The sequence below is a fragment of the Streptomyces sp. M-16 genome, assembly GCF_052114405.1.
Taxonomy (GTDB): Bacteria; Actinomycetota; Actinomycetes; order Streptomycetales; family Streptomycetaceae; genus Streptomyces.
Window position 1 is genome coordinate 23,922 of the sequence record NZ_JBFRER010000117.1, and the last position, 11,533, is coordinate 35,454.

General features: G+C 74.4%; 14 protein-coding genes and 1 pseudogene. 7 read left to right on the forward strand and 8 right to left on the reverse strand.

The features are described from left to right. The first annotated feature begins 73 nt into the window (after positions 1–73). Complete coding sequence (gene sepH, locus AB4039_RS34520; RefSeq protein ID WP_266842914.1) at positions 74–1,159, forward strand: septation protein SepH; 1,086 nt, start codon at positions 74–76, stop codon at positions 1,157–1,159. Positions 1,160–1,205: 46 nt separating this feature from the next. Here the strand turns inward: sepH and AB4039_RS34525 are convergent, their stop codons facing one another. Next, positions 1,206–2,039 (reverse strand): sulfurtransferase, encoded by an 834-nt coding sequence (locus AB4039_RS34525; protein WP_266842912.1) that lies wholly within the window; start codon positions 2,037–2,039, stop codon positions 1,206–1,208. A 175-nt stretch (positions 2,040–2,214) separates the two neighbouring features. On the opposite strand from AB4039_RS34525, the gene AB4039_RS34530 reads away from it, so the two are divergent. Further along, positions 2,215–3,009, forward strand: coding sequence for a VOC family protein (locus AB4039_RS34530; RefSeq protein WP_266842910.1), 795 nt, complete (start codon positions 2,215–2,217; stop codon positions 3,007–3,009). 88 nt (positions 3,010–3,097) lie between these two features. On the opposite strand, the gene AB4039_RS34535 is transcribed toward AB4039_RS34530, so the two are convergent. Both AB4039_RS34535 and AB4039_RS34540 read right to left on the reverse strand, forming a co-directional pair. Then, a complete protein-coding gene (locus AB4039_RS34535) occupies positions 3,098–3,883 on the reverse strand; it encodes an SGNH/GDSL hydrolase family protein (RefSeq protein WP_266842908.1) in 786 nt (261 codons plus the stop codon). After that, positions 3,870–4,439: a PadR family transcriptional regulator gene (locus tag AB4039_RS34540; RefSeq protein WP_266842906.1), complete on the reverse strand. Its 570-nt coding sequence runs from the start codon at positions 4,437–4,439 to the stop codon at positions 3,870–3,872. Before AB4039_RS34540 ends, AB4039_RS34535 begins: the two co-directional genes overlap by 14 nt. 115 nt (positions 4,440–4,554) lie before the next feature. Here AB4039_RS34540 and AB4039_RS34545 point away from each other — a divergent pair, with 115 nt between their 5' ends. The 5 genes and pseudogenes from AB4039_RS34545 (at position 4,555) to AB4039_RS34565 (ending at position 7,041) form a co-directional block, all read left to right on the forward strand. Next, on the forward strand, positions 4,555–4,995 hold the full coding sequence (locus AB4039_RS34545; protein WP_266842904.1) for a nuclear transport factor 2 family protein: 441 nt from the start codon (positions 4,555–4,557) through the stop codon (positions 4,993–4,995). 120 nt (positions 4,996–5,115) lie between these two features. Continuing rightward, on the forward strand, positions 5,116–5,532 hold the full coding sequence (locus tag AB4039_RS34550) for a hypothetical protein (protein WP_442272610.1): 417 nt from the start codon (positions 5,116–5,118) through the stop codon (positions 5,530–5,532). Next, positions 5,529–5,882, forward strand: coding sequence for a winged helix-turn-helix domain-containing protein (locus tag AB4039_RS34555; RefSeq protein ID WP_266842900.1), 354 nt, complete (start codon positions 5,529–5,531; stop codon positions 5,880–5,882). The genes AB4039_RS34550 and AB4039_RS34555 overlap by 4 nt, the downstream gene beginning before the upstream one ends. 223 nt (positions 5,883–6,105) lie before the next feature. Then, positions 6,106–6,402, forward strand: a complete 297-nt coding sequence (locus AB4039_RS34560; RefSeq protein ID WP_442272612.1) for a hypothetical protein — start codon at positions 6,106–6,108, stop codon at positions 6,400–6,402. Positions 6,403–6,413: 11 nt separating this feature from the next. Then, a pseudogene (locus AB4039_RS34565) lies at positions 6,414–7,041 on the forward strand (serine hydrolase domain-containing protein). A gap of 167 nt (positions 7,042–7,208) precedes the next feature. Here the strand turns inward: AB4039_RS34565 and AB4039_RS34570 are convergent. The 5 genes from AB4039_RS34570 to AB4039_RS34590 form a co-directional block, all read right to left on the reverse strand. Continuing rightward, complete coding sequence (locus AB4039_RS34570; protein WP_266842896.1) at positions 7,209–7,961, reverse strand: DUF6928 family protein; 753 nt, start codon at positions 7,959–7,961, stop codon at positions 7,209–7,211. Between the two features lie 79 nt (positions 7,962–8,040). Continuing rightward, positions 8,041–8,691 (reverse strand): thymidine kinase, encoded by a 651-nt coding sequence (locus tag AB4039_RS34575; RefSeq protein WP_266842894.1) that lies wholly within the window; start codon positions 8,689–8,691, stop codon positions 8,041–8,043. Positions 8,692–8,755: 64 nt separating this feature from the next. Continuing rightward, a complete protein-coding gene (locus AB4039_RS34580; RefSeq protein WP_266842892.1) occupies positions 8,756–9,961 on the reverse strand; it encodes a nucleotide pyrophosphatase/phosphodiesterase family protein in 1,206 nt (401 codons plus the stop codon). Continuing rightward, positions 9,961–10,560 carry a DUF5998 family protein gene (locus AB4039_RS34585; protein ID WP_030235262.1) on the reverse strand — a complete coding sequence of 200 codons (600 nt, stop codon included), beginning with the start codon at positions 10,558–10,560 and terminating at the stop codon, positions 9,961–9,963. Before AB4039_RS34585 ends, AB4039_RS34580 begins: the two co-directional genes overlap by 1 nt. A 47-nt stretch (positions 10,561–10,607) precedes the next feature. Next, positions 10,608–11,533, reverse strand: a 926-nt coding sequence (locus AB4039_RS34590; protein ID WP_442272611.1) for an acetate--CoA ligase family protein, incomplete at its 5' end; no start/stop codon positions are given.

Consider the following 11,533-nt stretch of genomic DNA (forward strand, 5'->3'; position numbering starts at 1 on the left):
CCGGGCAGGCCACACTCGACTAGCGGAAGCAGCGACGCACGTGACGTCGGCAGGCACCACCCGGGAGGTCCCCATGCCCGAACTGCGTGTCGTGGCCGTCTCAAATGACGGCACACGACTGGTGCTCAAGGCTGCGGACAGCACGGAGTACACGCTTCCGATCGACGAGCGGCTGCGGGCTGCCGTGCGCAATGACCGCGCGCGCCTGAACCAGATCGAGATCGAGGTGGAGAGCCACCTCCGCCCCCGCGACATCCAGGCCCGCATACGGGCCGGTGCCTCCGCGGAGGAGGTCGCGCAGCTCGCCGGCATCCCGGTCGACCGGGTCCGCCGCTTCGAGGGTCCCGTCCTGGCCGAGCGCGCCTTCATGGCGGAGCGGGCCCGCAAGACCCCCGTGCGCCGCCCCGGCGAGAACACCGGGCCGCAGCTCGGCGAGGCCGTGCAGGAACGGCTCAGCCTGCGGGGGGCGGACAAGGACTCCGTCCAGTGGGACTCCTGGCGCCGCGACGACGGCACCTGGGAGGTACTGCTGGTCTACCGGGTGGCCACCGAACCCCACTCCGCGAGCTGGACGTACGACCCGCCGCGCCGGCTGGTCGTGGCCGTGGACGACGAGGCGCGCTCCCTGATCGGCGAGGCGGACGACCTGCCCTCGACCCCGGAGCCGACCTTCCCCTTCGTGCCGAGGATCGCCCGGCTGCCGCGGGACCGGCCGCTGGACCGCACCCTCGACCGGCCGCTGGACCGCGCCGTCGACCGGCCATTGGACCGCGCCCTCGACAGGCAGCTCGAACGGGTCGAGGGGCGCGCCGCTCCCGCGCCCGTCCCGGAACCGGAGGAGGAGCGGGACACGCTGACCAGCCTGCTGGAGGCGGTCCCGAGCTTCCGGGGCGACCTGGTGGTCCCGGACCGCACGGACCGGGCCGAGGTCCCCGCCGAGGACGCCGAGAGCGAGGAGCCCCCGGCCGCCGCGTCGGCCGGAGCCGGCACGGCGTACGCCGACGTACTGATGCCCCGTACGGTCGCGGGCCACCGCGACCGGCTGACCGGAACGACGGACCGGCAGGCCGAGGCCGACGGGGTCCGCCCGGGGCGCCGCGCGGCGGTGCCCAGCTGGGACGAGATCGTCTTCGGCACCCGGCGCAAGAAGCAGGAGTAGCCGCCGGGTCGGCGCCCCGGACAGGGGCGCCGACCCGGCGTGCCCGTCAGGGGTTCGGGCCCGTGGCCACCGGCCGCGCCGGGTCGGCGGACCAGTGCGACCAGCTGCCCGCGTAGAGGCCCGACTCGATTCCCGCCACCTCCAGGGCCAGCACCTCGTGGGCTCCGGACACCCCGGAGCCGCAGTACACGCCCACCTCGGTGCCCGCGGTGGCACCCAGCCCGGCGAACCGCGCGCGCAGCGCCTCGGCCGGCAGGAACAGGCCGTCCGGGCCGACGTTCTCCGTGGTCGGGGCCGACACGGCGCCCGGGATGTGGCCGCCGACCGGATCGATGGGCTCCACCTCACCCCGGTACCGCTCCCCGGCACGGGCGTCGAGCAGCAGTCCCGTGCGGGCGAGCGAGGCCGCCGCGTCGGCGTCCAGCAGCCCCCGAGCCCCAGGGTTTGGCTTGAAATCGCCCTCCGCGGGAGTGGGTGTGTCGGCGGTCACGGCACCGGCCGCGGCCGTCCACGCGGCCAGGCCCCCGTCCAGGACGCGTACGTCGGGGTGACCCGTCCAGCCCAGCAGCCACCAGGCACGTGCGGCGGCCCAACCCTGCCCGCCGTCGTACACGACCACCGGCACGTCCGAGCGGACCCCGGCCCGGCGCATCACGGCGCCGAAGGCCTCCGGGTCCGGCAGCGGGTGACGGCCGCCCGACCCGGGCGGACCTGCCAGTTCGTGGTCGAGGTCGACGTACACCGCACCGGGCAGGTGCCCGGCCTCGTAGGCGGGGCGCTGGTCGGGGCCGCCCAGCTGCCAGCGGATGTCCAGGAGCACCGGCGGCCGAGAACCGGCCATCTCGCTCATCAGTTCGGAGGCCGAGAGAATCGCAGTCATGGGGTCATCCTCCTCCCCCGCCCGGCCCCGCGTAACAAGCCGGACATCGACGGGCCGCACTGATTCGGTCACTCTGCTCCGGGCCGCCACCACCCGGCCCGGTCGGGGCGCGCCGGGTCTCGCGGAGTGGAAGCATCAGCGGGGAACAGGGACACGACGGCAGGAGACGGCTGACATGACGGCGGCAGCGGGGGATTCGCAGCGCCCGCCCGGCACACCGTGCTGGGTGAGCCTGATGGTGCACGGACTCGGGAACACCGAGGACTTCTACGCGGACCTCTTCGGCTGGGAGTACGAGCCGGGCCCGAACCAGCTGGGCCCGTACGTACGGGCCCTCCTCGACGGACAGGAGGTGGCGGGCGTCGGGGAGATGCCGCCGGACCGGCACCTTCCGGTGGCGTGGACCACGTACTTCGCCACCGATGACGCGGACGCCACCGCCGAGGCGATCCGCTCCTGCGGCGGGACGGTCGCGGTCGGACCGCTGGACGCCGGGGCGGCGGGCCGGATGGCGATCTGTTCCGACCCACTGGGCGCGATCTTCGGCATCTGGCAGGCCGGGGCCCATCCGGGCACGCGCCGGCCCGGGGTGCCCGGCGCCCCGGTGTGGAACGAGCTGGTCACCCAGGACAGCTCGACGGTCGGCAAGTTCTACCAGCACGTCTTCGGCCACGAGGCCGAGGAACACCCCTCCTCGTCCGCCGACTTCGACCACCTGACCCTGCTCCTGGGCGGCCGTCCGGTCGCCGCGGTGCACGGGGTCGGCCGGTCGCTGCCGCACGACCGGGGGCCGCACTGGATGACGTACTTCGAGGTGGCGGACACCGACGCGGCCGCCGCCCGGGTGACCGAGCTGGGCGGACGGATCGTCGCGCCGCCCCGCGACGGCGTCCGCGGCCGGGTGGCCACGGTCGCGGACCCGGAGGGCGCGGTCTTCACCCTCGTCCACACGGACGTCCCGGCGGCCTAGTCACCCGGGGCCGCGGGCCCGGGCCGGGCCACGGGGTCATCCCCGGGGCCAGTCCCCGAGGCCGCTCCCCGAGGTCAGAGCGCCCGGGTCAGGGCGCCGGGGCGTCGAGGGCGCGGAGGTCGGGGCGCTTGGCGGTGCGGCCGTCGCCGGAGGACGCGCCGCGCAGGCGGCGGCCGAGCCACGGGCCGAGGAATCCGGCCATCCAGCCCAGTTCGGCGGCCGCGCCCCGCACGACACCCCGGGCCGGGCGGGGCGGCAGCGGGTGGGTCCAGGTGTCGCCGTAACCCGGCACGGCGAGGACTTCGGCCAGGGCGGCGGCGATCCGGGCGTGGCCGAGGGGGCTGGCGTGGAGCCGGTCCGTGCTCCACATCCGCGGGTCGTTTGCGGCCTCGGCCCGACCGGTTTCGGCCACGGCGACCCCGTGCCGGGCGGCCGCGGCGCGGATGTGGGTGTTGATCGCGACCACGCGGGGAGCCAGGGGCCGGGCCATCGGCGCGATCCGTGCCACGTCGGGGAAGGTCACCGTCGCCACGCGGGCTCCGGCCGCCGTGAGCGCGGCGAACATCTCCTCCAGGTGCCCGGCCGTCGCGGCCGCGTCGAACCGGGGCCTGAGCAGGTCGTTCACCCCGGCGACGACGGTCGCCACGTCGGGGCGCAGGGCGAGGGCGGGGCCCAGCTGTTCGGCGTGGACCTGGGCGGCGAGCCGGCCGCGCACGCCCAGGTTGGCGTAGAGCAGGCCGGGGTGGGCGGTCGCGAGGTGCCCGGCGAGCCGGTCGGCGAAACCCCGCAGCCCGGTCGCGTCGTCCCCGTCCCCGAGCCCTTCGGTCTGGCTGTCGCCCAGGGCGACGTAGCGGATGGGTTCACCGTTCGGCACGGGCTTCCCGCCTCTCCTTGAGTACGGCCGCGATCCTCAGGCACCAGTCCCGGTGGCCCTGTTCGAAGGCCAGGCCGCGCAGGCAGGTCAGGTACCCGCCGATGCGCTCGCCCCGGAGCAGGTACTCCGCTTCGTCCAGGGGGCCGCGCATGGTGCGCAGCATCGCGTCGAGCAGCTCGATCTTGGCCGTCGCGGCGGCGGCCCGCTCTTCGAGCTGTTCGATCACCGGTCCGGTGCCGATGCGGTCGGCGCTCTGCACCTTGACCAGCAGGTCGTCGCGGATGAAGGAGGGTTTCGGCGGTGCGTCGGCGAACCGCTCCAGCTCGGCCCGGCCCGCCTCGGTGACCCGGAACAGCCGCTTGTTGGGCCGGCTCTCCTGGATCACCTGCCGGCCCTCGACCAGTCCGTCCTGCTCCAGCCTGGCCAGTTCGGCGTAGAGCTGCTGGGGCAGGGCGTGCCAGAAGTTCGCGACGCCCACGTCGAAGGCCTTCGCCAGCTGGTACCCGCTGTACTCGCCGTCGAGCAGCGCTGCCAGCACCGCATGTTTCAAGGCCATCCCGCCGGCCCCCTTCCCTTCGGTCGTCCGCCCCGGCATCATACTCAAAAAACTGACTAGTCACATTCTTGAGTAGCTGCCACATTCCCGTGTGTTCCGAACACCTGGAGGGGTCATGGAGACCGCCGAACGCTTCCGCACCGCCGTGGAGAAGCGCGATCTCAGCGCGCTGGACGACCTGTTCACCGAGGACGTCCGGCTGTACAGCCCGGTGAAGTTCACCCCCTTCGAGGGCAGGCCGATGGTGCTGGGCCTGTTCGGCGTGCTGCTGCGCGTCTTCGGGGACCTCCGTTACCTGGGCCGGCTGGACGGTGCGGCCGAGACGAGCGCCGACGGCGAGGAGGCGCCGTCGGTGGTCCTGCCCTTCCGCGCCGTGGTGGACGGGAAGCAGATCCACGGCATCGACCTGCTGCAGTTCGACGGGGCGGGCCGCATCAAGGAGTTCACGGTGATGGTCCGCCCCCAGTCGGCCGTCCACGCGCTGGGGCGGGCGGTCCTCGCGGGACTCGTGGCCGACGGCCTCGTTCCCGACCCGACCGCCCCTGCGGACGCCTGACGGGCCGCCACCTGCGGCGGGCCCTTCCGCGCCGGCCCGGCATCTACTTGCTAATGTGGCAAGTAGATGCCGGGCCGGCATGTTTCGGGGAGGCCCGGGGACGAGCGGGAGGACTCCGTCATGGAGGAACAGGCCGACGCCATCGCGTCGTTGAAGGGCATCGCACGGATCGAGGGCCGCACGCGCGGAAAGAGCGGCTGGTACGCCACCTACCTGTGGGCCTTCGCCGGATGGCAACTCGTCCTCGTTCCGGTGGTGTTGCTGTGGCACGGGCCGACGGGCACCCTCGTCGGCACGGTGGGCAACGCCGCGGTCGTCGTGGGCCTGTCCCTGTTCGCCACGCGGCAGCCCGTGGTCCCGCGCGGCCACGGCCGCCGCCACCTCAGGGTGGTCGGCACCTGGGCGGTCGCCTACGTCACGAGCCTGCTGCTCGGATACTCCGTCTTCCGCGACGCCACCGCCTTCGCGGCCGTGGCCGCCCTGGCGTGCGCCCTGCCCGCGGCCGCCGCGGCCCGGCGGGAGGCGCGCTCCGCATGACGTACGGGACCCCGGCGGGCGCGGAGCGGGTGCCGCACCCGCGCCACGCGCTCGCCCCGCTGCTGGCCTCGGCCGTACGGCTGTCGGTCGTCGCCGCCCTCGCCCCGGTGCAGAAGGCCGAGTTCGGCTGGGTACGGGACCTGGTGGAGATCACCGACTCCGCGCTGTCGAAGCAGGTCTCACGGCTGGAGGAGGCGGGCTGGGTGACGGTGGAGAAGGGGCAGGTCGGCCGGCGGCCGCGGACCTGGCTGGCCCTGACGGAGGAGGGGTCGGCCCGCTACCGGCGCCACCTCGCCGCCCTCGCGGCCATCGCGGGCACGGACCCCGGCGGCGGCGCCGCCCCGGACTGACCGCGGGGGACGCGGGCGCAGGGGGATACGCGGGAGGGACGCGCTGGGGGGACCGCGGTACCGGACGGGGCTCGGGACCGTACCCGGGTCCTCCTGCCCGCGGGCGACGCTCCGGGCCGGGGCCGCTTCCTAGGCTCCGGGCAGGCGGAAAACGGCGGATCGGTGCGATGCGCGACCCCGTGTCCGCGGTCCTCGCCACGACGCGCACCAAGGAGTGTCCTCCATGACCGACCGCCCCTCCCCCCGCCCGCTCCGGACCGCCCGCGGCGCGACGCCGTCCGGGCGACGGCGGGGAGTCACCGCGGCGGCCGCCGCGGCCGCGGCCCTTGCCGTGGCCGGCGTGCTGCCCGCGTCCACGTCCGCGTCCGCGTCCCCGGCCGCCGCGACGTCCACGACGGAGGCCCGGCACTCCCCCGATGGCCTGCGCAAGGCGCTGGAGCGGGTGGTGGCCGAGGACCGGCTGCCCGGTGCGCTGGTGTCCACCCTCGACCGGGAGGGGCGCACCAGCCCCGCGAACTGATCGACCTGGCGCTGGCCCGGAAGGCGCGCTTCGCCCCCGGAACGGCCTGGGAGTACAGCAACACCAACTACGTCGTCGCCGGACTGCTCATCGAGAAGGTCACCGGCCGGCCGTTCGCCGAGCAGGTCACGCAACGGGTCATCGACCGCATCGGACTGCGCCACACCTACTTCCCGGCGGTGGGCGAGGAGCGCATCCGCGAGGCGCACCCCCCGGGGCTACCAGGTGCCGGAGCCCGGGGCGCCCCTGGAGGACATCACGGAGATCGACCCCTCCTGGGGCTGGTCCGCCGGGCAGCTGGTCTCCACTCCCGGCGACCTGAACCGCTTCTTCTCCGCCCTGATCGGCGGCAGGCTCCTGGAGCCGGCCCAGCTGGCCCAGATGCGGACCACCGTCGAGGTCGACGGTCCCGGCTGGCTGCCGGGCACCCGGTACGGACTCGGCCTGACGAGCGCGCCCCTGAGCTGCGGGGGCCTCCTGTGGGGGCACGGCGGGAACATCCCCGGCTACCACTCCCTCCCCGGCGCCACCGATGACGGCCGCGCCGCCACCATCGCGGTGACCCTCAACAGGCCTCCCGCCCGCGATTCCTTCGACGGTGCCGACGCCCTGCTCGACACGGCGCTGTGCGGGCGGTGACATGCGGCCGACAGCCGCTGTTCTCACCCTGGCCGACCCCGACCACGACCGGGCACCCGTCGGACGGGGGGCTGCCCGCGGCTGTCGCGCCCGATGACCGACGGCTCCGAGTAGCGCCCCTGAACCCTGGCGGGCGGGCAGCGCGGGGCCAGTAACGAAGGCCGCGGTCAACGGGCGGGTACTCGCGTCTGCGTGCCGTCCGGGCCTACCTGCCACGTCGTGCCGCGCATGCGCTGAGCCGCCCGCTCCAGGTCGGCCTGCCGTTGCGCGGGGTCGGGCCCGGCCGGGTCCGTGAGACGGAACCCGTGGAGCCGGAGCCCGTCCGGATCGATGTCGTCGGGCGCCGGCCGGCCTTCCAGGACGAACCCGAAGAACGCGCGGAGCGCCTCTTCGCCCAGTTCGAGCGGGTGGAAGGGCAGCGGATACGGCGCCCCGCCCTCCCCGTCCGGGTCCGGCTTCACCGGGTGGTCACCCGACCAGTACGGACCCTCGAAGGGAAACGGCTCGCCGATGTCCTCGATGACCCCGCTGTCAGGCGACAGGCTCAGCGAACGGACCAGCCGGCCGTCCTCCCAGACCGCGAAGGCCAGCCCGTCGACCACGCTGTGCATCGCGTGCAGGACCATCCTGCGTCCGGCGCTCGCCGCGATCAGGTGCTCGGGCAACTGCGAGGGACGGTCGATCATCAGGCGCCGGTCGCAGACGACGTCGGTTTCCGGGAAGCTCGCGGCGTAGGTGAGTCCGGGAGCCGGGTACGTGCCCTCGGTCAGGATCTCACCCTCCGCGGCCTCCGTGTCCCAGCCCGGATAGAGCCGCCCGACGAGTTCGGTCGTCTCCGCGATGCCGGCCAAGGTCACCTGCCGCAGGGCGGCCGGGATGTCCCCGTCCCCGTACACCAGCAGACCTGTCTTGGCTCCCATGAGCCCCCTCCCACCCTCGAATCCGCGTGGGGACGGACGTTAGCCGTAGCCGCTGACGATGCGGGCAGGGCCCGGTCGGTCAGGTGGGGTTGACCGGGAGGACGTCCGGGGAGAGGGCGCCCGCGCGGGCCGCGGCCGAGGTCATGCGCTTGCGGTGGTGGCGGCGGCACAGGACCTCGTAGCCGATCTCCTCCGCCGGACGGTTCACGTCGCCGACCACCACCTGGGCGCCCTCGACCACCATCTCCCCGCCCACCGTACGGGCGTTGTGCGTCGCACGGGCCCCGCACCAGCACAGGGCCTCCACCTGGAGCTGCTCCAGGCGGTCGGCCAGCTCGATCAAGCGCTGCGAGCCCGGGAACAGCTTGGTGCGGAAGTCCGTCGTGATGCCGAAGGCGAAGACGTCCAGGCCGAGGTCGTCCACGATCCGGGCGAGCTGGTCGATCTGCTCGGGCGCCAGGAACTGCGCCTCGTCCACGATCACGTAGTCGGCCTTGCCACCCTTGGAGATCTGCGCGACCAGATACGCGTACAGGTCCATGCCCTCCGGCGCCTCGACCGCCTCTGTCACCAGGCCCAGGCGGGAGGACAGCTTGCCCTCGCCCGCCCGGTCGTCACGGGTGAAGATCACGCCCTGCAGGCCCCGCGCGTCGCGGTTGTGCGCGATCTGGAGCGCCAGAGTGCTCTTTCCGCAGTCCATCGTTCCGGAGAAGAACACCAGCTCGGGCATGGGAAGTACGGGACCTTTCGGGTCTGGGAGGGGAAGCGGAGGGGAGGGGAAGCGGAGGGCCGGCTCAGGTGCGGACTTCGAGCAGCGGGACCAGCTGTTCGGCCGCGGTCATGGAGCCGTGCATGCCGGTGAGGGCCGACTCGTTGGGCTCCTTGCGGGACGCGGTGATCGCGACGTCGGCCTGGGCCGCGGCGATCACGTCGCCGATCCGCCCGAGCACCCGCTCGTCGCACTCCCCCGGCGCCCCGAACCAGCCCCGGTCCAGGGCCTCTTCACGGCTCGCGACCCAGAAGCGGTCGCCGAGTACCTCGCGCCACACGGTCAGGACGTCGGCCTCGGCGCCCGGTACTGCGTACACGTGCCGGGCCCGGCCCTCACCGCCGAGCAGGGCCACGCCCGCGCCCAGCTCCCAGTCCTCGTCGAAGTCGATCCGGGAGTCCTCGTCGAAGGGGACGTCGACCATGCCGTGGTCGGCGGTCACGTACAGGGCGGTGCGCGGCGGCAGCTGCTCCGCGAGCCGTTGTACGAGCCGGTCGACGTACATGAGCTGGCCGCGCCAGGCGTCCGAGTCCACGCCGTGCCGGTGGCCGGCCCCGTCGAGCTCGCTGTAGTACGTGTACACGAGCGAGCGTTCCCCGGCGGCGAGCTGGATCGCCGCGAGGTCCATCCGCTCCTCGCCGGTCATCCGGCCGTGGAAGGTGCCGCCGCTGAGGGCGATCTGGGTGAGCGGGGTGCTCTTGAAGTTCGGCGCGGACACCTGGGCGGTGTGCACGCCCGCCGCGTCGGCGAGCTGGAACACCGTCGGGTACGGCTGCCAGGGCTTGGGCTGCGTCCACGGCTGCCAGCGGAGCTGGTTCATCAGCTCGCCGGAGGCCGGGTTGCGCACGGCGTAGCCGGGCAGGCCGTGCCGGGCGGGGGGCAGGCCGGTGCCGACGGAGGCCAGCGAGGTGGCGGTGGTCGCCGGGAAGCCGGCGGTGATGGGACGGCCGGTGCCGCCGCGCGAGCTCGCGAGGAGGGAGGTGAGGAAGGGGGCGTACTCCGGGTGGGCCTTGATCTGCTCCCACCCCATGCCGTCGACCAGGAACACGCAGTTCCGGTCGGCCGGGGCCAGCTCGGTGATCCCTGCGGCGAGACCGGGCACGCCCTGGCCGGCCGCCAGGGTCGGCAGCAGGTCGGCGAGCGAGCCGGTGCCGTACTGCGGGACCGGGGCGCCGGCGAGGTCGAGGATTTCCGGGTCGTCCTGCCAGTGCGGCGGCGCGGAGTACGACATCAGCGGGCGGGGGTGGCGGTCGCCGCCGTGGCTTCCGAGAGCGCCTGGGCGAAGACGAGCGTCTGGCGGACCGTCTCGGGGCCGTCGCCCGCCTCGCTGACCCGCAGGCTGAGGTCGTCGGCCGTGGAGTTGCCGGTGTAGCCGTGGTCGGAGTCGCAGTTCGGGTCGCCGCAGGCGGCGGGCTCCAGGTCGATGCGCGAGACCGCGCCCCAGCCGATGGTCAGCACGACCTCGCGCGGCAGCTGGCCCGGGGTGTAGGACTCCGGGTTGGCCACGACGCGGCTGAGGACCACGGAGGAGATGCTGGACAGCTTGACCGACTCGGTGGAGGTCGTCGCGTACGGGGACGGGGACCCGGCGTCGGCGGCCTGCTCGTCGGTGTGGCTGACGATGAAGCGGTTGCCGGTCAGGACCAGCACGGTGACGTGCCGGCGCACCTCGTTGGAGTCGAAGGTGGTCTCCTGGTGGACCAGGTACGACGAGATCGGCTCGCCGCCGACGGCGGCCTCCACCGCCTCGGCCACGAGGGCCGGGTAGTAGCCGCTGCGCTCGATCGCCGCGCGGAGCAGCCCCTGGGTCGTCGTACCGGATTTCGCCATGAGGTCCATCCTAAGGCCCGTACGGCGTCCCCCTACCTGCCCGGCGCTCAGTAGCTGGGCAGGGTGCGCGGGCCGAGGTCGGTCCGGGCGGGCGGGTGGGCCACGCGGACGGTGGCACTGAGCACGGAGAGGCCTTCCGCGGCGACGACGACCGGCTCCAGGGCGACCCCGGTCACCTCGGGGTGGTCGTCGACGAGCCGGGACAGGCGCAGCAGCAGTTCCTCCAGGGCGGGGGTGTCCACGGGGGCGCTGCCGCGCCAGCCGAAGAGGAGCGGAGCGGTGCGGATGGAACGGATCAGGGCCGCCACGTCGCGGTCGGTGGCGGGGACCAGGCCGTGCGCGGTGTCGCCGAGGAGCTCGGAGGCGACCCCGGCGAGCCCGAAGGAGAGGACGGTGCCGGCCGCGGGGTCGACGACGGCGCGGACGACGGTGTCCACCCCGCGCGGTGCCATCGCCTGGACGACGGGGAGCAGCTCGCCGGGCTTGCCGAGGGCCTCGGTGAGCTCCTCGTAGGAGCGGCGCAGCTCGGTCTCGGTGGTCAGGTCGAGACGTACGCCTCCCAGGTCCGCTCGGTGGCGCAGGTGCGGGGCGGTGGTCTTGAGGGCGACCGGGTAGCCGAGGATCCGGGCCGCGCGGACGGCGGCGTCGGGGCTCGGGGCGGGCAGGACCGGCCTGACGGGGATCCCGTAGCGGCCGAGCAGGTCGCGGGCGTCGGCCTCGTCCAGGGTCAGGACGGTTCCCTCGGGGACGCCGGCCAGCAGGGTGGCGAGGCGGGCGGCGGCGCCGCCCTCGTCGATGTCCTCGTACTCGGGAACCTGTCCGGCCTCGGCGTTGGCCCGGCGCCACTCGGCGTACCGGACGGCCTCGGCGACGGCCTTCACGGCCCGCTCCGCGGCGGGGTAGGCCGGGATCCGGCGGGCGGCTTGCGCGGCGGCGGGCGCCGGGGCGGGGGCGGCCGGGGCGGGGGCGGGCG